Genomic DNA, 24,749 nt, shown 5'->3' on the forward strand with positions numbered 1-24,749 from the left:
TTCACAATTCATTTTAGCTTCCGGCCTGACAATTGTATTTGTATAGAAGCGCCGATTTTTTGTACGATTCGGACAAATAATGTGATAGAATTCATTCAATGATAGATCATGGGGGATAAATCTGATGGATCATAACTTATATAAACAAGCAAACACACTTCTGAATCAACGCGCGATTGAATTGCACGGAGAAGAGGTTTCCTTTCTTGTTCACTACTGGGGAATGATGCCGGAGCATTTTGATAATCCGGTGCACCGGCATTCTTTTTTCGAAGTGTGTTATGTCATGCAAGGAGAGGGAAGCTACACAGAGTACGGCATCACGTATCCTTTATCCGCAGGAACGATATTTTGCTCGCGCCCCGGTGTCTGGCACCAGATTCAAAGCACAACAGGACTCGCATTGTTTTTTGTCGCGTTTGAAGTGAATGAATCCGAATCTTCGACTGCCTGCATTCATCAATTTAAAGAGCTGGCCGAAAAAGCGAAAGCCGTCATTTCCCATGCCGAAGCCTCCCCATCCATCCATATATGGAATGCGATTCTGGGACTAATCGAAAAGGGAACCCCGGCAACCGAAGAAATGTATCTTCATTTATGCCATTCTCTGCTGCAATCTTTCTTATATTTGTTTTCCGAGCAAACCGTCACGTCTGACGATCCACGATTGCGAGACACGAATGCAAACCGATTGATACACAGAGCGAAATTGTACATCGACGATAATCTTTCATCTGCGCTCACCCTACAGCATATTACACAGTATTTACATATCTCTGAGAGGCACTTGTCCAGATTATTTTTAAGTCACCTAGGTCAAAGCTTCATCCATTATATTCAGGAAAAAAGAGTTCAAAAGTCCATAGAATTGTTGTTGAACAGCGAATTGGCCGTAAAAGAAATTGCAAAGGCAGCGGGCTTCGAATCCGTTCATTATTTTACACGCGTTTTTACCAATAAAATTGGCGTTCCTCCTGCTATGTTCCGCAAGTCTCAGTTCTCCGACAATCTGATTCCCAGATAGAACGGCATCATCGCATAGTATGCGGCGACCGCACGGCGGGGAGTTTGACTGTGTATTTGATTGGAACCGTACTGAACGTTTGATCCCAGTCCTCTTTTATTTGTTCCCATACTTTTGGATAATGAATTCGGACTTGTTCAGATATATTGCATTAAATAAAAAAAGAGTAGTTCGATGGCACCTACGCACATCTTACTACCCTTTCTTACCTACCGCTTCGCTTTATAAAACTCATGATACAGCTTCATTAGCGCCCGCTTCTCAATCCGCGACACATAGCTGCGGCTGATTCCCAGCTCCTTCGCAATCTCCCGCTGCGTCCGCTCTTCTCAGCCTAATTCCAGTCCAAACCGCCCAACGACTACTTCTTTTTCCCGCTCATCCAATATATCTAAATTCTTATAGATTTTGCTTTTCTCAATCTTCAGCTGCACCTTATCCACGACATCATCGGCTTCCGTACCAAGGATGTCGATCAACGTAATTTCATTCCCCTCTTTGTCTGTGCCGATCGGATCGTGCAAGGACACATCCTTGCGCGTTTTCTTCAGCGAACGCAGGTGCATCAGGATCTCATTCTCGATACAACGAGCCGCAAATGTCGCCAACTTCGTCCCTTTGTTCGGCGAGAACGATTCGATCGCTTTGATCAATCCAATCGTTCCGATGGAGATCAAATCCTCCAGATCTTCACCTGTGTTATCGAATTTTTTTACATTGTGAACACGAAACGATGTAGCTCACCTAAATCGGTCGGACCATGGCCCTCTAATATCGGAAGCGGTTGTGGAGCAAGAACTTCATCCATGCTAATATTGGGTCTAAACGTACACTGATCCATAAACTTATAACCTCCTCTCTAACATCTTGTTTACTTCTTAATCATATGTGTTTTTTAATTATTAGCGCCTTGTAAACTTTTGAACCTTGGAGTCAATTTCATAATTTATATGCCTTGCTAGATAAGGCTCTTCCGTCACTGGAAAATGACTTACCTCCCCGATAGAGGTGCGTTTTATAATTCGATAGGAAACAAAGGTAACTGTGCAAGATGCCGATTTATGGATAAATATCATCAATCTATTTGTCTGGAATGACCACAAGTAGAGAAGAATGGAATGCCTAAACAGTCGGTAATGCCCTATATGTCTACAGTTCCCCCTTACCCGTTGTGGAAAGAACCAAGGTCTCTAAATAGAGAACATTTTGACGCATTTGGTGGGTAAATGACCACCAATCAGGCTTCGAACGAATAAAAGTCCATAATTAGCGAAGATTGTTCGTTGTTTATGGACTTTTGTTCTTTCGAGCCCTGAAATGGCCATTTCTCCGAAATTTAGCGTCAAACTAGTTCACAAATAACGACTTTTGTTCTTTGTCAAGCGGGTGACCCGAAGGTTACCCCCTCATTTCTTGAAAATGGCCGATGGTTGCATGATGTGCATTCGAATCTGCGGCAGAGCTAGCCAAAAGGAGTGTTTTTTATTGTGGCTTTCTCACCTCCACAAAAAAAGACTTGCCACTCGACAAATCCGTGGATAAATCGTCATTCCGAAATGTGAAATTAGCAGGAGTATTGATAACTATCTTTTTCAAAATTACGCTTTGTGGGGAAATCGTAAGTTAATTATGAAACTGACTCCCTTGTTTGTTTTTATAGATTATTGCCAGTTTGGCCGATGCTCAAGTCATACAAACTAAACAAAGTAATTGTAGGTTTGGAGCCTACGACAATCAAAAAACGGAGCCACATTTGCGTTCAAACGCCGGACTCCGTTTTTTACAACATTAGTTTATGAATTGTTCATACTGCAGCAAACGCTTTAGCATAACCGCAGCTTCGGCACGGCTTGCTTTCGCGCTCGGTACGAAGGTATGATCGGTCACGCCATTGATGATTCCCGCATTCACAGATTGCGATACGGCATCCTTAGCCCATTCACTGATGGACACGGCATCTGTGAATCCGGCTAAGCCCTTCACATCCGCTGCTGCTTTCTTGCCTGCAAAGTTCATTGCGCGCGTGATCATCACAGCCATTTGCTCACGAGTAATGTTCGCATCCGGCTGGAATGTGCCGTTCTCAAAGCCATCCACTAACCCGGCTTTGCTTGCAGCACCGATGGCTCCTGCAAACCAATCATTCGTTTTCACATCTGTAAATTGCGCTGCGTTCGTTTCCGACAGCCCCAGGGCACGTACGAGAAGTGCTGCGAATTGTGATCGTGTAATTTCTTTTTGCGGAGCGAAGCTGCTCTCTGTCATTCCATTAATAACAAGCTTAGATGACAACAATTCAACGTCAGCTTGAGACCATTGGCCTTTCAAATCCTCGAAGGTTTTGTCAGACTCTACAACTGTATAAATACTGTTACCCGGACGTTTTATGCTTGCTTTCGTAATTCCATCCGACGCCGAGAAGGTCGCAGGCACGAAGCTCAAAGTACCTGTTGCAGGGTTATATAGAACCACGGTTGTTTTCTTCGCATCTACCTCTTTTGTTATTTCCATCGTTCTGGTCACATAGGTTTTTCCGAAATCATTCAGAGATACCTGTTTCCCATTAGCTTCCGCTGTTACGCTAAAGTCTATAGCCGAGGTAATAGGTTTCAGACCTGCTTGCTTGGCTTTCGTTTCGATATCAACGGAAGTTGTACTACTGACTTTCTCTATGCTAGTGCTGATTATTAAATCCTTCGTTGCGGACCCTAACGCAGTCGCAAGGCCAGATATGTCCACTACCTTCAACGGAAGGTCATAGGTTGCCCCATTATATTTAAAGGACAACACCGCTGCCGGTACTTTGGATAATAGTTCCGCCATGGATGCGGCCGGAAGCTCGACCTTCCCAACAGCTTCACTGCCTTTGACTTCGATGATAATACGCTGATCTGCCGTTCCTGTCGAAGCTTTGAGCAACTCCATCACTTGAGCTAGTGTAGCCCCATCGATGGTTACTTTTGCGACCGATGTCCCGTCAGCGGTTTTATCACTCACCGGCTGGATATTAATTTGCACACCGTCTTTGGTCGGCACTACCGACGGGCCGGCTGTTGTAGTTGTAGAAGTATCGCTGCTACTGTTTTTTTGGTTGTTGCTGCTGGATATCGGAGTTGCACCAACTACCGTCGAATTCACGCTCTCTCCACCTGCATTCGCAGCTGTCACAACATAGTAGTAAGTAATACCATTAACTAAGCCCGTATCCGAATAAGTTGCTCCTGTTACGTTGGTGGCAATCGTTCTATACGAGCCACCGCTGCTCGTACTGCGTTTCACATTATAGTACGTCGCGCCGGTGACGGTGCTCCATGCCAAGCTAACTTGAGCGTTGCCCGCTAATGCTGTCAAACTGGTTGGTGCAGTTGGTGCTTGCACCGGAGATAGTGGCTCTGCCGGAGACGCACTTGCTGCATTAGAGATTGCACTCTCACCTCCGGTGTTTGCCGCAGTTACTACATAGTAATAGGTTGATCCGTTAACTAAGCCCGTATCCGCATAAGTTGCTCCTGTTACGTTGGCGGCTATCGTCATATACGGCCCGCCGCTGCTCGTACTGCGCTTCACGTTATAGTACGTCGCGCCGGTGACGGTGTTCCATGCCAAGCTAACTTGAGCGTTGCCCGCTAATGCTGTCAAACTGGTTGGTGCAGTTGGTGCTTGTACCGGCGATGCGTTTACTTCTTTAGAGTTTGAACTCTCGCCTCCGCTGTTCGCTGCAGTTACTACATAGTAATAGGCTGTTCCGTTAGTCAAGCCCGTATCCGCATAAGTTGCCCCAGTTACGTTAGTGGCAATCGTCATATACGGTCCGCCACTGCCCGGACTGCGCTTCACATTGTAGTATGTCGCATCCGTTACGGACGACCACATCAGGTTCACTTGTGAATCAGCCGGCGAAGCTGTCAGATGGGTCGGTTGAGCCGGAACAGGCACCAAATTATCCGGGGAATATAGATTTAGTTCTAAAACCGCAGGCCTATTGCCTCCTGTTGCAGTCATCTCGAACTTAAAAGCTGTCGCTTCTACCGGATCAAAGGTAGCTACTTTCATACTTGAATCCGCTGCCCATGTGCCCGGGTTGCCGGTACCGGTCGGGATTGCCGTGAAATTGACCCCGTCAGTACTGACATACAATTTATACGCTGTAACCGCGTATGCCCCTGAATAAGGTTTATAGTCGAATTTTGAAATCGTATACTTTTGATTCAAAGTCAGGATGATATACTGTGGGTTCGCAGCTGTTGGAAGACTGGATGGATACCAATAAGTCGAAGTGCTTCCATCAATCGCCTTGGCAGCAGCATACGAGCTGCTATAAATACTTGAAGCTGTAGCCGTCATAGATGATTGCGGTATTCCTGTATAAAGCCCCGCTCCATCTGTTCCTGTACCGATTCCAACCTGTACTTCAGCAGCGGAAGTATGTCCCGATGAATGCAATGCTATAATTTTTATATAGGATGCCGTAACGGATGGGAACATCGCTCTTTTCATATAAGTATTGTTTGCCCACTTGCCCGTAGCAACTTTTGTAAAGGCTACGCCATCGGTACTTGTATACACCTGGTAGTTGGTAATGACTCCGGCTGTATCCTCTGCTGAAGGAACGTAGAAGACACGATCGATCTTGTATGTTCGTCCCAAGGCTATCGTCAAGGATGGATTCGATCCGTCTTCCGATTGCCAATAAGTTTGATCCTGTCCGTCTATCACACTAGCAGGGCTATGGCCTGTCGTGCTGCTTGTCGCAACGGCGCTCATCTGCTGCTGCGGTACATAAAAGCGCACCGCTGCGGAAGGAGTTCCCGTCAATTCCTGAACGCCAATATCGGGTTTCGAGGCATTGATCAACTTTCCATAAAAGTCCTTGATTCCTTGAGCTTGCGGACTTTCGATACCGGCGTCGATTGCTGGAGAGTCCGCTTGCAGCTTATATCCGTTCAACGTATCAAGACCAATGCTCCCCGAACCGGGATTCACAAACTTCGGATCATTCGTCATTCCATAAGGATCGAAAGGCTCCTGCTGTGTATGTTGTCCGCTGGCTTCGTAAAAAATGTTATGGCTGAACGTCAGCTGATCCCAGTTGCCATTTCCCCATTTCGTCGGTGTTGTCGTGCTCTTGTTATAAAAAATATTGTTATAAAAATGATACCCTAATTGTGTTGTATCATCTCCGTTAATTTTATGATTAGCGCCATCATAATAAAAGATATTGTTGTAGAAATACGCCGACGTCTTCTCATCATAAGCAAAATGGCGGAAAGCCAAGCCATCGTTTTGGCTGATGTTGTAACGGAATATATCATTTTCATTCGCTCCCATAAGCAAAACAGCGCCCATCGGATTATCATGACTATAGTTGTACTGGTATACATTATCGATGCCGTAATAATCAAAGTCGAATGCGCAGCCGTCTTGGTTGGCAGCAGGCCCCCCGTATACTTCATTGAACTGGAATATCGTATGGTTGGCATTCCATAACCATATCCCGGCAATAGCCGTGGTCGTTAACGCTCTAGTTCCAAAGCTGGATAGCACGTTATGCTCGACAATCGCATCCTTCGTCTCCCGCATGAGAATCCCGTCTCCGCCTATATCGCTCATTGTATTATAAGCTACATGGAAACCCGTGCCCCATTGATTATTGTTACGGACTCCGTCCCGGAAGCAAGTATCCGTACCGGGACAAGTGAAAATGTTCAACTTATTCGGCTGGATTGCCGTCCGGTCCACTTTTGTCAAAGTGTTATTTTCAATCCGGATGTCATCGAATCTAGCAGATGAAGCTGTGTTTGGTCCGACAATTTCTCCGGAGATCCCTGCACTGGCGGCAGACCCGTTCTCGTTCCCGTCTACATCATGGATATAACAATTTCGAATATAGATGTGGCTAAATACATGGTTGTTTCCGGATACATTGGCATCGATCTTATAATAGATGCCCATTCTGACGTCTGCCGTATCATTGGCGCTCATGTTGTCATCATTCGTAACTTCCAGATGGTTAATCTCCCAATATTCCTGATTGACCAGATAGACCGTTCCGGTGTTGTTCAACCCGCCACCGTTAATAACAGGCTTGCTGCCTGTACCGTACATATCGATCACAATTGGACTGCCGTTAACTCCGGATCCCTTTGGAGATAGCTGACCATTCCAAATTCCTCCGGTTTTAAACAAAATGGTGTCACCCGGATTAAAAACCGTCGCATTGATTTTGGCGAGTGATCTCCACGCAGACGATGTATCGGTGCCGGAATTTGCATCATCACCATTCACGGAATCCACATAATATGTCGTGCCTGCTGCGCTGGCAGGTGACGGAATGCGCATAGTTACAATCATGCATAGCATTACAAATAGAACGAACCATTTCTTCATAAACAACTTCTTCTTCCTCCCTTTTTCTATTAGCTGTGATGAATCTATTTCTAAGTTAATTATGATACCGGGTGAACGTGCTTTCAATTTAGAGTTTTTTACATTCCCTTTCACTTTCTTTACAATTTGTTATACCGATATTCTTAGGGGATATGCCCCCTGTGCACTCCATATTATTTTCTCCAGACAGTTGCATACTTGTGTCACTTTACCCATAAGTTTGCCATTTAGGCAAGGCTACGCTTCCAAAACAAAAAAAGTCCTTAGATATCAAGGACTTAATGTCTTCTAGCACATGAGCATCAGAGATAGTCAAGCGAATTCAACTTATCGTGATGTTGGTGCGGCGAAACGATTTTTCAAGAAGGCTTACCGATAAAAAGGTTTATATCAACATCTACTGCACCTTCATGATAGACCACATCTGATTGGATCCGCCGTTATCACTCCATTGGATCACGTTCGCTCCTCCGGTGATCGACGCGCCGCTAACGTCCAGGTCGAGTCCGCTGTTGCGGTTCACGATTTTAAAGTAATTGCCGGAGACGGGGACGATGCTCCACTGCTGGTTGGCACCGCCGTTATCGTTCCATTGGATCACGTTCGCCCCATTCGCCAGTGATGCGCCGTTCACATCCAACACAAGACCGCTATTGACGTTGATAAGTTTGTAATACCCACCGCTGGCGCTTGAAAGCGTCCAAAGCGTATTGTTGCCGCCATTATCGTACCACTGGATAATTTGCGCCCCAGGCGTTGTCGAAGACCCGTTGACGTTGGCGACTTGGCCGCTGTTCCTGCTGATGATGCGATAACGCGCATTCGGGTCGAATGTATTCGATCCCGCAACAATATCGATTCTGTCCGCCGGTACATAAGTGAATGAAGATGCGGGATTTTTCCTGCCGGTGACTCTGACCTTAAGCGTATGCGCGCTGCTCGGCAAAGTAGGGGTTGAATAAACGAACTGGTTGTCGGAACGGCTTGCCGCATACAGATCGACTTCGGTTTCCGGACCATTGTCGATGGAAACGGCCGCAATTCCTTCATTCGAATCTTTGGCGGCATAGATCAGCGCCTGAGAACCGTTGAAGGCTACCGTATACGTATCGCCCGCATTCCCGCTCCAATGGTTGTCGTTCATATATGCGCCAGCTTGCGTGTTAAAGTAACTCCAGGTACCGGTGTAATTGACCTGATTGAGCCCGGGTCCCGTCATATTGTCGTTGATCGTAGCGCTAACCGCCGGGTTGTAGTTCGCTCCGCCCACCACGTAGGTCGTAACCGAATTCGCTTTTGCTATGCCGGTAAAGCTTTGGTTGACGACGCTGATCGGCGGGAGCTGTGCCAATTTTTCCGACGCTGATGTGCGGTATGGAGTCACGGTTCCGGTTATGCTTGAAAATTTCGATAAATCATACGTGGTTGTCAAATCGGAACCGGTCGCGTTGGTCGTCACAATGACTAATGTGTTCGATCTTTTGTCGTAGGCTGCAAGCGTATGGCTGTCGTTCAAATAGATGAACTTGTAGCCGGGACGGAGAAACTTGCTGTAATTTTTCATGACGTAATATTTTTCATTCACGGTATACGCATAATTCGTCGGATTGTTCAGATCGGTCGTAATCATCCCCCATCCCGGCGCGGAGTTATGGTCAACGGCCTGCCAGTAGACCCATGCGGTCGGCTGCAAATTTTTCATATCGTCAACGATTTGCTGCGACATCGTGAGACCGGTAGCATCATCGTCCCCGTATTCGCTCATCCATACCGCTTTACCTCTTCCGTCCGCCGCCGTTTGAACCCCTGTCCGGTTGGTTCCGGCGTAGGAATGCGTGTTTACTTTGGACAAATAGGAGAGCGCCGTACTGTCATAGGAAAGAAAAGAAGCGTACGTATCGTCGATGTTGAATTCATCGGATGCAGCAACGGCAGCGGGTACTCCTTTCGTTGCCAGCGATGCCCCCAGCTTCTTAATGATCGTATTCTGGGAGCTTCGGTCAAAATGGGATCCTTCCTGCGTATTCACGGTAAACTTCCACCAATCCGCGACCGGTTCGTTTACAGGTTCGACGGTCCGGAACGTGACTCCCCAAGACGCAAGGAAATGCTGCGCAACGGCCGACAAATAATCGGCAAAAGCGTCGTAATAGGCAGGATTCAAATTATCGCCGCTTCCGGTTGCAGAACCCGTTACGCTGCCGCTGTTCGTCATCCAATACGGCGGTGAGTTAGAGAAGGCCTCCAACTGGTTGGCTCCTCTCGACATGGCCGCTTGCAAAAACCAACGCTGGTTGGCGTCGGCCGTCCAATCGAACGTGCCTGCCGAAGGCTCGTAACCAGGTACTCTTGCCCTGTACTGTAGGTAGGTGGTATTCGGCGGCAAATACTGGGGGTTCTCCCCGCCTCCTATATTGTAGCGAGCGACATTCAAACCGAGCCCCGTGGTGCCGTCGAACAAAAGGTCGGCATAGTTGTTGCGGACCGCTTCCGGCGCCCCTCCTATAACATTGGCAAACCAGGCCAACGAGGTTCCCCAGCCCTCCAATGTTTGGTATTGAATCGTCGGATTCACGGTTACCGTAGTTGCTGACCAAGCTTTAGACGCGGAAAAAGTGACCGATGAGGCAAGCGTTAACAACAAAATGGCTAGCAGCAAAAATGCCCGTTTCAATAATACACCTCCTTTGATTTCAGAGGAGGCCGCGCTAGCACCTGCATCCGCACTGCGTTTCGCTCCTCTCAACACCCTATCATATGCCGGACTAGGCGTGATACAAGCTATGAGATTTACGACAGATTCAAAATATTTTTAAGGTCACGGTGTGTTTCCAAATTGCTAACGGCGAATATCAAACGAATAAGTTCCCGAGCCAACCTCGAATTGGGTGAATCCGCCTTCCTAATTAGCATAACAGCCCTCGTATTCGCCGGAATTGTGACATCCAGCCCATGAGCCGCTGCATTTCCGCTTCGAAGGAGCTGATGTAAAAGTGGACGTTGGAAACAACCGACTGCGACAGCTCGCTATGAACGTTCTCCTCTGCGATTTAATTCATATAGAGACTGATGCCGTAAATCGGAATCATCAACGAGCTTGGAGAAGATGTTGAATGGACGAACCGCATTTAATTAAAGCAAGTCAGCATCACACCTTTTGTAAAATTTTCCTTATTTGGTGGTTTTCTCTACATTTATAGCATGTCCCATTTAACAACGGAACTTATATTACAGACCAGCAGGTTGAAAAAACATAACTGAAAAATCAATAAGATGTCGTACGAAGAACCTGACCGATGGTCAGGTTCTTGAAATAATCAGAATATCTTCTATGATGTTGTATGACCAGTTTGTCTGCAGCTGTGATCCAATGCCTTACATCCGCAAATTCTTTCTTGGAAGTTCCTATCGTTTGCGGATCAATTTGGTGACGCGACCGTATTGGGTCCATTCGGCGATGAGCACGTTACCGTGGGAATCTACGCAGACACCGTGCGGGGAGCTGAATCGGTTGTCGCGAAAGTAATCCAGCGGCAAGTTCGGCCAGCCTTGCTGCTTGTACGCCTGCTGATCTTCGCCAAGGTGCGTGATCAGCTTGTCGTTGCGGTCGAATATCGAAATCCGGCTATGTAGATCCGGGAAGTATACCTCATCGTTGTAATAGTAGAAACTGCACGGCATATCCATGTTCTCGTCGACAAAGCGCTTATGCTCGCCCTCTAGCGTGAACACTTGGATCCGATTGTTGCTCCGGTCGGCCACGTATACTTCCGGCTCGTCGTGCCGTTGGTCGATGGAGATGCCGTGCGGGCAGCTTAGCTTGCCGGCTTCCGAACCCGTCCCGCCCCAGGAGCGAATACGTTCGCCTTGCGCGTTATATTGGTGAATCCAGTTCTGGCCATAACCGTCCGTCACGTAAATGTCGCCGTTCGGTGCAACAGCAACGTCCGTCGGAGCGAACTTGTGATCCACGTCGTATACACCAGGTAGATCCGGCGTTCCGAGTGTCAATAACGACTCGCCTTCCAGCGTTGTTTTCACCATCAATCCTCGGTTGACGTCCGTAAGGTACAGATATTCCGTCCCGCCTTCAGCGTGCAAGAGGAACCCGTGAGCCCCGCCCGCGAACTCTTCCCCCCAGGAGGAGAGATAGTTACCATCCCTATCGAGCTTCACCACCGCTGGAGCGTTGGTATGGAATACGTAGATGTTATCCTCGGAATCAGTCACGATTCCGTGTGTGTAGCCGAACTGAATGCTTTCAGGAAGCTTCACCCAACCTTCCGCAACTTCATATACATGAGTGCCGCTGCCAACCGTTACCGCCATTTTCTTTCCCTCCAAATGAGTAGTAGAGATCATTCTCAAACTTCGAATCATCAGAATCTTTTCTTAAATGATAAACTTATAGGGACTCAGTGTCTTTGAAATAAGAAGACAATTATTTGCACTTTAGGGACATCTACAACTAGATGTGTGAAAATCATATCTTTATCCGTCAGATTCTTTATGCAGACACCCCCCGCGAGTCCTTTCTTTTCCTGCACGAATTTCAGTGAGGAATTCATGCCACCATTCTTTTTGATCCGATTGCGCACTCAGCCTAATCTTCTCCGCCATATTTTGTTTCATAATGCTCTCCGCTTGTTGTTTAAGTTCTTCCATATTATTGAATTGAGGGACCAGCCATTTTCTGCCGATTTGCGCATGCAAGACCTCGTCGGCCCAATCATAATCTTGAAACGTTTTGGCCAGCGCATTATCCGATAATTTAGCAACTTCCCATTCAAAATGTTTACCTTTATCTTTGGGCATCAAGCTTTGTTCGATGTACCACAGCACAAGGTGCGCATCGAGCGGTGAAAACTTGGTGTTGAGCGACATGCTGGTTAAATACTCCACCGGATATTTGTAGAACTCAACGCCATCCTGGTACAGACCAACCTCGCCCATCATCGCATGACGAACTTCGTCCCATAGCTGTCGGCTCAAGTCCTGATAGTACTCCCACGGCTTGTCATTCGTTTTATAAATGATAGGACCCATCCACTCAGGTACGTCCATCTCACGTAAACGTTTATAGAGGAGCGCATACGTTCTTTCGTCCGCAGGGTAGCTTTCATCTGAATAGATCTTGTCAATTTTAGCTGATGAATTATAGGTATCCAAGAATCTTGCGTCGCGCCGAGGCTCTACTTTCATTTCAAAAGGTTGACCGTTTGCACGAGGCACCGCAAATTGCCAATCTTCAGGCTTAACCAAGTCTCCTGAAATACCGCCTGCGGCGAACAGAAAAGATTCCAGATGCTTTTGCCACTTCATAGCGGCATGCTGATCTTCATCCGAACGGATAAGCGCTTGCACAGCAGCCTCTCCCCATGAAATCATTTCTTCCTCTTCCACTAAAATCAACTTCAGTACTCGGCAAGTCGGATGATCGACCAATGGGTTCGTTTCCGATAAATGTTTCTTCAGCGAACGGATCAATTCCGGCTTTGCCACCCTATAAATGCCTACCAGAAGCTCCAAGGTTGACTCTGCGCGTATAACCTCATTAAAAAACGCTTCTATCTGTGGATCAGGCACTTTATCCAAGTGCAAAGGCGGTTCCCTCATCTCCGTTACCCTTTTCCTTAATGCAGCACTATGTTCGGCGTCCAGCCACAAATGAAGGCCAAAAGCGCCTTTTACTTCCCACTCGGGTACATCAGCGATATGTGCGGCAAAAATTTGATTCAACTGAGATTCTGAAAACAAATATCTTCTCAGTAAATTCACGTTATGATCGATGTCATACCCAACTTTGCAAGCGTCTTCATAACTGCAAACGCCTGCAAGCGGGATCAACCCTAAATTGTTGTTATTTACTCTTACCATCCGATATCCTCCCTTTCATTTCTTTAAGAATTGTCTTAAATATATAATACCCATCTTAAAAAAGCATTGTGAAACCCTATTGTTTTCTTGTAAAATCTTACTATATTCCTGAGTGCGAAAAGGAGATGTTCCCTTGAATCAATCTTTTCTTGAAGCCATTAAAGAGCATCCCTTCGTCCCCTATATACGAGAATCCGACTATGCGGTAAGACAGCCAGGATGGACAGCACCCACTCGGAAACTTCTGGATTATTTACTCATCTACATTCAGGAAGGAAGCTGTCAAATCGAGATAGACGATAGTTTATATGAATTTCAGGAAGGGGAATTTTGTCTTATTCAACCTGGTGAACTGTGTTCATTAAAGGGAATCACAGGAACAATTACGCCATTTGCACATTTTGATCTTTTCTATAATCCGGCACGTGAACAAAGCTTTCCAACCAAGCCAGGACAGATTGATCTAAGTGAATTCCAACATCTTTTACAGCCTCGACTGAACGACTTTATGAACATTTCGATCCCTGCCAAATTCAAGCTTACTCATCGCTCCGTTTACAAAGAGTCTTTGTTAAAAATGGTTGGACTTTGGCAAAATGGGGATGTGATCAGCCAAATGGAAGCCAATCATTTGTTGGAGGAATTGATCATAGGTTTATTGAAAGAATTTAGTGATCAAAAGCAACAAGATAAATCGTACAAGCCGCAATCTTTGAACTGGATCACTTCCTACTTTTTTAACCATCTTTCGGAATCGTTATCGCTTGATGATATGGCTAAGAGAGCACGCCTCTCTCCTTCAAGGTTTTCTACGCTATTCAAAGAAAAATTCGGCGTTTCTCCCCATCAATATTTTTTACATTTGCGCATACAGCATGCCCAAGAACTACTCAAACTAGGGGATTATACCATGGAAGATATCTCACAATTTTGCGGCTTTACCGACGCCCCTCATTTCTCAAACGCATTTAAGAAAATAACGGGGGAAACGCCGGGGCATTTCAGGAAAAATTACGCTAAATAAAAAGATCCCATAAAAACACACCTTGTAAAAAAAGCGCGTTCTCTTTGCAATAGAGAACACGCTTGAAAATGATGTCGACCGATCCTCATTAAGAGCTCCTGCTGAATAGAAACTCTATGATTACCATGTGTATAAATTTCTTGACATGCTACCATAAAGAATCAACCACAGGAACTTAACCAGATGAAATGCCTTGACAACAGAGTGCTTTATAGTATTATAGACATAATTAAATACGTTGAATTTTCTTATCAAGAGTAGGTGGAGGGACTGGCCCGATGAAACCCGGCAACCGACAAACCTTTGTTAATCAAAGGAATGCACGGTGCTAATTCTTGCGGAAACGCTGTTATAAAGCGAATCTGGGAGATAAGAGTGAGGATATGACTTTTTATTCTATGACCTTTCTCTGATTCCAGAAAAGGTCTTTTTTGCTTTCATGAACCATTTTTTAAAGGAGGGACAAGATGCCGATTACGATTCCTGACAATTTGACGAAGGATGAAACTCTTAAGTATCACCGGGAAATTCATCCACTTCGTATTGCATTGCTAAGTTTAAAAAGTTCGGCGAGTGGTCTTAAAACTTTACAGCAGTGCAGGATTACCCGAATAGAATGTTTTCGATTTGACAGTGATTTTACAGAAAAGCTGCAACTTGGCGACAAAACTGATATCTGCGGGCTAATTGCTATCTCCACAAGTACAGGAGCAGTTGGCATAAGGGAGTTTGCGGTCCCTTGTAAAAGCCTAAATTGCGATTTGACTATGTGGGTTGCTACTTTTCAGCGAATGAAAGGTCTGACCTTGATGGAAAGTATGAACTACGCTCAACTAAAGCAAGAGGCATGGGGACCCGTAAGATTAGAATTAATTGAGTCGGCATTCATGGATCTACTTGGAGATATTGAACCGACATTAAAAGACAATAAGGATCAAAGATGCTATTGGGATCAATCATATTTATTCGAACATACGCAGGCGTACGTTTCATTTTAATGGAAAAAATATACTTCAGGCAGAAGCCCCATCCACGAATCATGTGGATGGGGCTTCTGCCATATATTACGATTTCCCGGCAAAAGAACATTATGCCGCGTTTCTTCACATTTGAACTATACAGCAAGTCGAGCTAATTCGCCGTTCTGTCCGATATATTCAATTAATGTCTTGTAGGTTTGCAAATCAATAATTAGGCGACACTCGTTTTGGTCTTTGCGCCATTCCAGCCGAACTTCATCTTTCCCTGAAGGAATCACGGCAAATTCGCCGTTAAAAGCATCATATTCATTTCTGAATCGAATAAGCTTAATCAATCTTTGGACAACTTCCTTCTCCAGCGATTGTTCGATTTCCTCAAGACTGAAATTATGCCGGTTGATCTCCCGCCCTTCCCCGGTCTTCTTCACATTCTCCAGATCATTCTCGCCTGCCAGAAGGCCGACATAGTACACTTGCGGGATTCCCGGGACGAAGAATTGAATCGCTCTTGCCGCTAAATAGGCGTCGTCATTACAATCCAGCACAGAATAATAGGAGCATCGAATTTGATGAACGTCAAAGCCGTCTGCAGCCTTATGTTTATCCGATACGATAAGACTGAGGTTCGAGCCTCTTTCTACGCACAGATCTACCAATTTTCTGGCTTCTTTCGTATCGATCAAATCGTCCATGTCAGGCTTAACAGGTATACCATCATGACAATCCAGCATCGTAAACTGCTTCTCGGGTCGAGTCTTCAAATAATCATAGAGACGCTCGCTAGATTTATTGATCAAAGTTTCAAGCACCGTATATGGCAGTATAAAATCATAAATCCAGCAGCCATGTTCGGCAAGCTTGTACTGAATGCTGTAATGAGCGTGAACCTCAGGCAGCAATTCGATGTCCAGGGATTTCGCAACTGCCATCATCCAATCGAGGAATTCGTAGATGTCTGGCTCGACAAAAAAGCAGCTTGTTCCCAGCTTCTTGACGATGTACCCGACTGCATCCAAGCGAACGATCTTGACATTCTGCTGCTTGAAATTGTTAAAAATTTCGATTAACAACTGCTTTACAGCATACGACCGGACATCCAGATCAATCTGTTCGGATGGATCCTGCTTGCCGAACGTCGTCCATACCTTCTCTTCCTCACCGGTTTCTTCAATGATAAAAGTAGAATAGGGGACGGGTCTGCGAAGAAACATGTTGTCCATATCTTCTTGAACCGGCTTCCCATCCGCCCATATTTTATCCAAAGTCAAAAAGAAATCGGCGTACGCCGATTGGCGCCCTTTTCTAAGAAAATCCCGGAAATATTCGGACTGCCTCGAAATATGATTGACCATCACATCGACCAATATATCAAACCGTTCGCCAATAGATCTAATATCGTGCCATGTGCCGAAGCTCGGCTCAATTTCCAGATAGGTAAGCGGGGCAAATCCTCTGTCTCCGGAAGACGGGAAAGGAGGCAAAATATGAACGCCTCCCTTAAACACATCGGAAAAGTGTTGAAAGAGCACCTGTTTCAACGTCTTCAAATCACCGCCCAAGGAATCGGGATATGTGATCAGCTGCACTTGATTTTTTACTGGCATAAAATAATCCCCTATAATCCGTATTTTTCTTTGATAACCTCAAGATGCGGTAAATCCACGATGGCTCCGGTATACTTCAATTTATAGGCACTGACGGCAAATCCCAGGGAAAGAGCCTGTTTCAACGGATAGCCTTTGACGATCGCCGCATAAAATCCCGACCAAAATGCATCGCCGGCTCCCGTGGTATCTACGATCTGAGTAGCCAAAGATTCGAATGCAATCGTCTCTTTTCCATTAGAAACGATGGCGCCTTCCTTCCCTAATGTCAAAATAACCAGCTTAGCGCCCAGCTCTAAGAAATGTTCGAGATAACGCTCAGGTGTCGCTCTCCCAAACAATCTCTCCGCATCGTCCTCTGAAGGCTTGATAATATCAACTTTACCGATCATCGATTTTACATAGTCGATTCCATTCTCGCCCTTTTGCCATATCATCGGATGATAGTTTGGGTCGAAACCGATCAAAATATCGTGCTTTCTTACCGCATCCATCACGTTTTCGATTGTAGAGCGGGACGGGATCCTCGATATCGGCCAACAGGAGAAGTGGACGATTTTGGAGTCGATTACGGCATCTACCAACCCGGATGTATAAGCTAATTGATAATCTGCTCCCCTATAAAATATCGGAATCGGCGTAGATATACTCTTGGTTACGACGACCATGCTCGTTGAATCATCCACACGCTGAATCAGATCCGTTGCAATATCCGCTTGCTGCAGTTGATCGACGAGAAATCTGCCAAACCCGTCATCTCCGACTGCAGAAGCTACAAGAGGGGTGATCCCTAAATTCTTTACATTCAAAGCAATATTGGAAGGAGACCCTCCAAACAACTTTCGGTACGTATCACATTGATCGCTATCGTCATATTCCGTTGTCATCATATCGATCAGAAGCTCGCCGACAGTCAAAATATCATACTTCTTATCACTTAACGGTATACTAGCCTCGAATTCAAACACGTTTCCATCTCCCGACTTTTATTGCAGCGCCCACAATAAAGCTTTTTCAATGTATTCATTCCAAAAATCCCAGGTATGCCCTCCCTTGCTTTCCACATACGTATTCTCAAGCTGTTCCGAAACTAAGAAATCGTGAAATCTACGATTGACATCCAACAAAAAATCTTCGGTACCGCAAGCCATATAGATCGATGGAATCGCCGACTGTTTCCCTTTTAAACCCAAGACCAGCGCCTCCGGATCTTTATCGCTTCCTTGAAGCTGATCCAAGTCGCCAAATACTCTTGTAAAATATTTATAATCCGCTATGCCGTCTTGATAATCGCTGCTTGCGTTAGCAATCTTATAGGTAATAATGGCCGAAGACAACGCGATGATCCGGCTAAAATGCTCGGCATATTTGAAACCGTTCCGAATAGCTCCGTACCCTCCCATGGATAGACCGCCGATGAAGGTGTCTTCTCTCCGCTCGGACAGAGGGAACATTTTCCGTGTAAACTCCACCAGTTCATTTCCGACGTATTCTCCGTATAATGACCCTTTATCAACATCATCCACATAAAAGTGGTTCTCCCCTGCCGGCATAAAAACCGCAATACGGTGCTTGTCGGATAATTCTCGAATTCTCGAGAAGCTGATCCAATCTGAATAGCTGCCTGTATAGCCATTCAACAAATAGAGCGCTTTGAGCGGCTTCTTCTCCGCTTTCGGCATTCCCGGAAAATCAAAATCATCCAACGGAACAAGCGCATTGAACGTGACTTCTCTCCGTAAAGCCTTCGAGTAAAAATGAACCTGCAGTGTCGCCATTGTATTCATTCTCCTTTTCTCTCATTTCAGGACTATGCCCTCGTCTTACAAGTAAAGAAACGGCTCCTTTGCATCGACAAAAGTAACCGGGAGTCCATGGACCAACGGCTTCAGCCATTCGGCCATAAACTTCATTCCCCATTCCTCGCTCCGCTCATGACCTACGACGATCATGGCTTTATTCAGTCCGAGCATGCGGGCGTCGTTGACATAAGCGCAAAGCGTCCATTCCACGATTTCACCGCAGACGATGACATCCAAGCTTTTATTTCGCATCAGCTCCATGGGCATCTGCTCTCTGCCAAGACCCAAACTACCTCCGCCTACCAAAATTCCGACTCTGGAACACTTCATCTCGGGATCGCCTACGATCTGCAGGACATTCATCTCCAATTTGTCTTTAAAGAAGCCGACCAGTTCTGTCAAAGTGACCTCATCGATTCGGTACGTGTGCGGCGGATGCTTTTCCAACAAATTGTCTTCCCAGCCGATCTCTTTAATCAGTCCATCGTAAATTCGGTCTGTCTTGGCCATGTGCATGTAATCATGGTACCGCCATACAGCAATCTGGTGTTCCTCTAACAATTTTCGCTTTGCCTGATACACAGGGTCGTCCTGCAACCATTCCAATTCGTCTATTCCAGTATAGAAGGTAGGCTCGTGTGTGATAATCATATTGGTCCCGCAAGTGACAGCCTGACGAATCACATCGACCGTTGCCATAAACGTCGTTACAATACCGGTTACCTCTGTATCCGGATTTCCAAATACGAGTACATCGCCGGTTTTTTCCAGTCTGAAAGTGCCGCAAGAATCCGTAATAATTGCATCTATGACCTGCTGAACATTCATGCTATAGCCCTCCTTCAATTCGTAAAGCGATTAACCTTTTACCGCACCGACAACGACGCCTTTCGTGAGATATTTCTGAAGAAAAGGCAGTACGATCAATATCGGCACGATTCCGATAATACCCATTACCATCCGTACCGCCGTGGTTGGAAGATCGGCTGCACCGGCTCCCAACAAGCTGCTCGCCTGACTCGATTTTAAAAATTGAATATTACTCATCAGACGGATCAACAAATTCTGAATGCCATAATATTGAGGTTTCGTGACAAAGTATAGGGCATTAATCCAATCGTTCCAGTAGGCAAGTCCCGTAAACAAACCGACTGTTGCCATAACCGGAACCGAAAGCGGCAGCATAATGCTGTAGAACGTTCTTATTTCGCTGGCTCCGTCAATTTGAGCCGATTCGATAAGCGCGGAAGGCACGTTATGCTTATAGAAATTCCTTACCAGCAAAACATTGAATCCATTCATGAGTAGGTTCGGTACGATCAATGCGGCCAACGTATCCTTAATCGAGAACACTTTGGTCCACATCATGTAGGAAGGGACTATACCTCCGTTAAACAACATGGTGAAAAATACGAGAAATGCAAGGACATTATGGTACTTGAAATCTCTCCGCGACATGGGATAGGCAAGCATGGCCGTGATGGCGAGGCTGATGACGGTTCCGACAACAGTCACAATAATCGACACTCCGTATGCCCGCACAAAGGTTGACACATTGCTGAACAAGTATACGTAGGCATTGAAGCTCATTTTATTTGGAAAATAGCTATATCCGTCTCTAATTAGCGTCTTTTCATCGGTAAACGATGCCAGCAGCATCAATATAAAAGGCAAGAAAGCAAATAGGGTCACCAGGGTCATGGCTGCTGCAGAAAATATCGTAAATGCCCGTTCTCCTCTTGATTGTAAACTTGACATGATGGATTCCTCCTAAAACAGTGCATTGTCGGAATTAACTTTCCTTACAATACCATTGGCTACTATGACTAGAACAAAGCCTACCAGTGACTGATACAGACCGGCAGCAGCCGACATGCCAATATCGTTAACCTGCATGAGAGCACGATACACATAAGTATCGATGGTTTGTGTTGTGCTGTATAAAGCCCCCGCATTTAAAGGCACTTGATAAAAGAGTCCGAAATCGGAATTAAAGATTCTTCCTACAGACATTAAGCCCAGTATGATAATGGTTGGCGTCAGCAAAGGCAAGGTGATCATCGAAATTTGTCTGAGTTTGCCTGCGCCGTCAATTTTAGCGGCTTCATAAATGCTTTTATCGATTCCCGCAATAAATCCGAAGTATACGATAGAACCGTATCCCGCCGTCTTCCAAAGCTGTATGATCACAAGGATGAATGGCCAATATTTAGGCTCCGAATACCAATTAATAGCTGGTATGCCAAGCGGCTCTAGAATCGAATGGTTGACAAACCCGCTGTCGGCATTCAAATAAGCAAATACGAGAAAGGATACGACGACCATCGATACCAGGTTCGGAAGAACCAGACCCGACTGGAAATACTTCGAATAAAACTTACTCAACAGCTCCGCCATCAGAATCGCTATGAATATAGAAACAATGGTGCCAAGAATGATAAATGTAACATTGTACAGTATCGTATTTCTTGTCATGATCCACGCATCGGAAGTCCGGAATAAAAACTCGAAATTTTTCAATCCGACCCAATCGCTTCCGAATATGCCTTTGGCAAAATCAACATCTTTAAAAGCGATGAATACCCCGAACATCGGAATATAGTTATTGATCAACAAATATAGCAAACCTGGAGCCGCAATCAGTAAAAGCGGCAACGTATTGCTTACTTTCTTCCTGTTTTTCTTTATTGGCTTCTCCATGCCACTGCCCCCCTTAAGGAAGACAGAATGGAGCAGTTTACGGCTCCATTCCTCACCACTTTTTTTATTTTTTCTGCTCAGCAATCCATTTGTCCAACTGCTCTTGCTTTTTCTGAATGATAGTTTGCGCCCCGGCATCATTCAATGCTTTTACAAACTTAGGAATCATCGTATCAGGATCTAACACGCCGGTGATCAACCCTGGAATGTATTGGTTTACCACATTGTTAACTGCGCTCAACTCCGTTTTTACGGAAGATTGATCGAAGATAAATCCGAAGTACGGCGACCTTTTCGTTTCCTTGTTCTCTTTCAGTTTAAGCTCGATGTCCTTCCAATCCGAGCCTTCGAGTTGATATTGAAGCGACTCGGAGCCGAGAATACCGGAGGATAGCTGTGCAGTATACGGTACGCTTGCAGCATCCTTGCCATCCGGATATTTAACGTGATGATCGTCTACCTTGACATAGTTCCGACCTTCAACACCATAAAGCATCGTATTCAATAGATCCTTATCCGTATAAGTCAAGTTCAAAACTTTCATTGCAGCATCAGGTACTTTAGTCGTGCTCGACATCATCCACACAACGAAGTCTACGGCTTGTGTATCGAAATAAAACGGAGCAATTCGTTTCATCGCGATATTTTTACCGGTCTGAGCGCTTACTGCTTTGCCGGCTTCCATTCCGCTATAACCGCCCAATGTGGAGAACCCGCGCCCCGATGAAACTAAATCGGAGTAATTGGTCGACGTTGTGGCTGCATCTTTCTGCAAATAGCCTTTATTGTACCAATCTCTCATCATGTTAACGCCATTTTTGAAGACATCCGTCTCATAAAGATTGACTACTTTATTGCTATTGCCAACAACGACCCCGACCCCTGACTCATCAGTTAATAGATCGATGTCACTTGTTCCCCTTAACAGTCTAATCAGATTCGTATCGCTTGGATTGACGTTAATCGGCGCAAAAGGCACGACATCCGGGTGATTTTTCATTAAGGCATCGAATACTTTCGGCAAATCGCTGACCGACTTTATATCGTCTGCCGTAAAACCCGTTTCTTTCAATAAATCGGCGTTATATACAAAATTCAGTGGAACCGACATTCCTTTGTTGGCGGGAACGCCGTAAATATGACCATTCATCGTTGTTGCTTTCAATAGACCCTCACCGAAGTCTTTATCCAGAATCGCTTTTGTATCCTGACCGTATTTGTTGATTAGATCCTCAAGCGGATAAAGCTGTTTTTTAGCGGCATAACTCGGGAATTGGCCTGGGCTGGTGAATAAATCCAACTGTTCGCCGCTTTGAAGTGCCAAATTTACTTTTTGCCCGTAGTCTGCTGGACCGTACACTTTAAAGTCCACTTGCACATTAATCTTCTTAGTTGTAATTTTGTTGATCGCCTCATTAATGCTGCTCAAATCATCGGGAATTTTATTGAATGACGGCAAGGCGATGACAACCTTTTCCATCTTGCTGCTGGACCCGTCTGACTTTGAACCGGGTGATTCGTTCGATTTGTCAGTCCCGGTTGAGCAGGCTGTCAAGACGGTGCCGAATAGTGCTACAGACATGACTGATGCTAAGATACCCCTTGTCCTTATCATAGTTTGAAGCCTCCTGAGTAATTTCTGAATACGATTTCATTTTAATCCTTAACGGTCTGTTTATCTTTAAAAAATCAGCGTTTTTTTTGTAAAAATCAGTGATGTCGCAAAAAGAAAAAGGCCATTTCGGCCTTCTTTGCATTATTGTTTATATTTGGCTCTAAAAGAATTCGGAGTCTCACCCGTTATTTTTTTGAAAACTGTTGAGAAATAAGAGATGCTGTCAAATCCAATCTCGACGGCAATCGTTCCGATGCTCTCGTTTCCTTGAATGAGCCGTTCTTTTGCAATATGGATACGATGCTCATTCAGGTAATCTTTCATCGATAGTCCTGTCTTGTTTTTAAACATTTTCGCAAGATAATCAGGTGACAAATAGACGCTGGCCGCAACATCCTCGCGACTCAGTTCCTGATGGTAATGATTGTGGATAAACGTTTTCACCTTCTCCACAACACTTTCGGACTGCTTCACTTCTCTTAAATAATCGATTGTTTTATTGGTTACGAAAGCAGCCCATTTCATCATGTCCATGACACTATGTTCGGATTTCTGCAACAAGATTCCGGAGAAATTATCGGAAAACAATTTATGTGCATGTATTTTATTTTTGTACAGTATCGAATAAACAAGCTGTATAAAGTCCTGTTTGATGGAATGCATGATGCCCGCGTCAAGTTTATTGCTTTTGGTGAGCGATTCGAGATCTTTTTTTAGCTTGTTCACGATTTGTACTTTTTCGCCTTCGATAAACAATGACTCGAATCCGTTCACATCAAGCGTATAGGAATTATTCGTTTCATAATCAAAGTGGTCTTCCTGGTAATGAACATTACCTTTATTAATAATGTTATTCCTGTCCATGACCTCCAAGATAGTTTTCGTTGCATGCAATACGTCAATCGGTACTTTCTTGCTTAAATAACAGGTCGCAGTACACTTAAAATACTCCCGGCAATAACGGATTTGCTGTCGGCATCTCGTTGTAATCTCTTCCAGCGGACTACTTCCACTGATGATCGTCGCAATATAGTAGCGATCGTCTTGCTGATAATTGATAACATGACTGAGATGTAGATTGTCCAGCATCGTTTCTGAAGTCAGGTTGGAGAATGCATAGATGAAGGTGCTTTCATTCCAGTTATCCTCAATATCCGATTTGCCGATGCTCGTTAGCACTAGAAAGTAACCATGTTCCAATTCCAGAGGTAAGTCTCTCTTTCGAATTTCCCCATGAATCAGGTCTAAACGAGGGGAAATCTGGGCAAATAAAATATCCCTCCAAAAGCTTTGCTCGACAAACGATTTATTTTTTAACCAACTGGCACCGAATTGGCTGTATGCTTGCAGCCGTTTTTTCGCCCTCAGCGTATTTACAGTTTTGGCGAGAGCCGCTTCGACCTTACTTTTGTCAAAAGGCTTGATTAAGTAAGCGTCCGTATTGTAAGAAATCGCCGTCGACGCGAATTCAAAATTTTCATGACAAGTAAAGAAAATAAATGCACAGTCATGATGGTTATCCCGCACCCATTTGATCATGTCCAATCCAGAACCCTTGGGCATTTCGATATCGCAAATGATGATATCCGGTTTATCTGCTTCAATAAGAACTTTGGCATCGGCAATATTATGCGCCGTTGACACAGACCCAATCCCCATTAAATTCCAATCAATAAAATCACGCATGACCTCTATGGTAGGAATATCATCATCAATCATGAGACACTTCATTCTTT

16 protein-coding genes, 1 pseudogene and 1 riboswitch are annotated in these 24,749 nt (G+C 45.1%); of the genes and pseudogenes, 3 read left to right on the forward strand and 14 right to left on the reverse strand.

Annotated features, from left to right (window positions below; genetic code table 11):
• Positions 1-124 precede the first annotated feature (124 nt).
• The gene (locus ACFQZT_RS05865; protein ID WP_379297483.1) at positions 125-1,024 is read left to right on the forward strand and encodes a helix-turn-helix domain-containing protein; all 900 of its coding nucleotides are present in this window, start codon (positions 125-127) and stop codon (positions 1,022-1,024) included.
• 7 nt (positions 1,025-1,031) lie between these two features.
• On the opposite strand, the gene ACFQZT_RS05870 is transcribed toward ACFQZT_RS05865, so the two are convergent.
• From ACFQZT_RS05870 to ACFQZT_RS05895, 6 genes and pseudogenes are all read right to left on the reverse strand, one after another.
• On the reverse strand, positions 1,032-1,169 hold the full coding sequence (locus tag ACFQZT_RS05870; RefSeq protein ID WP_379297981.1) for a Ger(x)C family spore germination C-terminal domain-containing protein: 138 nt from the start codon (positions 1,167-1,169) through the stop codon (positions 1,032-1,034).
• A gap of 64 nt (positions 1,170-1,233) precedes the next feature.
• A pseudogene (sigK, locus tag ACFQZT_RS05875) lies at positions 1,234-1,746 on the reverse strand (RNA polymerase sporulation sigma factor SigK); the annotation flags it as partial.
• 1,066 nt (positions 1,747-2,812) lie between these two features.
• Positions 2,813-7,411: a discoidin domain-containing protein gene (locus ACFQZT_RS05880; RefSeq protein WP_379297983.1), complete on the reverse strand. Its 4,599-nt coding sequence runs from the start codon at positions 7,409-7,411 to the stop codon at positions 2,813-2,815.
• A 397-nt stretch (positions 7,412-7,808) separates the two neighbouring features.
• A complete protein-coding gene (locus tag ACFQZT_RS05885) occupies positions 7,809-10,085 on the reverse strand; it encodes a glycoside hydrolase (RefSeq protein WP_379297485.1) in 2,277 nt (758 codons plus the stop codon).
• A 731-nt stretch (positions 10,086-10,816) separates the two neighbouring features.
• Entirely contained in the window at positions 10,817-11,740 is a 924-nt protein-coding gene (locus ACFQZT_RS05890; RefSeq protein WP_379297487.1) for an NHL repeat-containing protein, read from the reverse strand.
• A 162-nt stretch (positions 11,741-11,902) separates the two neighbouring features.
• Positions 11,903-13,288 (reverse strand): hypothetical protein, encoded by a 1,386-nt coding sequence (locus ACFQZT_RS05895; protein ID WP_379297489.1) that lies wholly within the window; start codon positions 13,286-13,288, stop codon positions 11,903-11,905.
• Between the two features lie 133 nt (positions 13,289-13,421).
• Here ACFQZT_RS05895 and ACFQZT_RS05900 point away from each other — a divergent pair, with 133 nt between their 5' ends.
• Both ACFQZT_RS05900 and ACFQZT_RS05905 read left to right on the forward strand, forming a co-directional pair.
• Entirely contained in the window at positions 13,422-14,312 is an 891-nt protein-coding gene (locus tag ACFQZT_RS05900; RefSeq protein ID WP_379297491.1) for a helix-turn-helix domain-containing protein, read from the forward strand.
• A gap of 245 nt (positions 14,313-14,557) precedes the next feature.
• Positions 14,558-14,688, forward strand: a riboswitch (SAM riboswitch).
• 91 nt (positions 14,689-14,779) lie between these two features.
• Positions 14,780-15,310: a hypothetical protein gene (locus tag ACFQZT_RS05905; protein WP_379297493.1), complete on the forward strand. Its 531-nt coding sequence runs from the start codon at positions 14,780-14,782 to the stop codon at positions 15,308-15,310.
• Positions 15,311-15,426: 116 nt separating this feature from the next.
• On the opposite strand, the gene gtfA is transcribed toward ACFQZT_RS05905, so the two are convergent.
• From gtfA to ACFQZT_RS05945, 8 genes are all read right to left on the reverse strand, one after another.
• Positions 15,427-16,896, reverse strand: coding sequence for a sucrose phosphorylase (gene gtfA, locus ACFQZT_RS05910; RefSeq protein WP_379297495.1), 1,470 nt, complete (start codon positions 16,894-16,896; stop codon positions 15,427-15,429).
• A gap of 11 nt (positions 16,897-16,907) precedes the next feature.
• Positions 16,908-17,864 carry a carbohydrate kinase family protein gene (locus tag ACFQZT_RS05915; protein ID WP_379297497.1) on the reverse strand — a complete coding sequence of 319 codons (957 nt, stop codon included), beginning with the start codon at positions 17,862-17,864 and terminating at the stop codon, positions 16,908-16,910.
• Between the two features lie 18 nt (positions 17,865-17,882).
• A complete protein-coding gene (locus ACFQZT_RS05920; protein ID WP_379297499.1) occupies positions 17,883-18,674 on the reverse strand; it encodes an alpha/beta hydrolase in 792 nt (263 codons plus the stop codon).
• A 45-nt stretch (positions 18,675-18,719) separates the two neighbouring features.
• Positions 18,720-19,526 carry a Nif3-like dinuclear metal center hexameric protein gene (locus ACFQZT_RS05925; protein WP_379297501.1) on the reverse strand — a complete coding sequence of 269 codons (807 nt, stop codon included), beginning with the start codon at positions 19,524-19,526 and terminating at the stop codon, positions 18,720-18,722.
• Positions 19,527-19,556: 30 nt separating this feature from the next.
• Positions 19,557-20,456, reverse strand: coding sequence for a carbohydrate ABC transporter permease (locus ACFQZT_RS05930; RefSeq protein ID WP_379297503.1), 900 nt, complete (start codon positions 20,454-20,456; stop codon positions 19,557-19,559).
• A gap of 12 nt (positions 20,457-20,468) precedes the next feature.
• Complete coding sequence (locus ACFQZT_RS05935) at positions 20,469-21,398, reverse strand: ABC transporter permease (RefSeq protein ID WP_379297505.1); 930 nt, start codon at positions 21,396-21,398, stop codon at positions 20,469-20,471.
• A 64-nt stretch (positions 21,399-21,462) separates the two neighbouring features.
• Positions 21,463-23,013, reverse strand: a complete 1,551-nt coding sequence (locus ACFQZT_RS05940) for an ABC transporter substrate-binding protein (RefSeq protein WP_379297507.1) — start codon at positions 23,011-23,013, stop codon at positions 21,463-21,465.
• 141 nt (positions 23,014-23,154) lie between these two features.
• Positions 23,155-24,744 carry a helix-turn-helix domain-containing protein gene (locus ACFQZT_RS05945; RefSeq protein WP_379297509.1) on the reverse strand — a complete coding sequence of 530 codons (1,590 nt, stop codon included), beginning with the start codon at positions 24,742-24,744 and terminating at the stop codon, positions 23,155-23,157.
• Positions 24,745-24,749: the final 5 nt, after the last annotated feature.

It is taken from the genome of Paenibacillus sp. GCM10027628, from assembly GCF_042676385.1.
In the GTDB taxonomy this organism is placed as follows: domain Bacteria; phylum Bacillota; class Bacilli; order Paenibacillales; family NBRC-103111; genus Paenibacillus_E.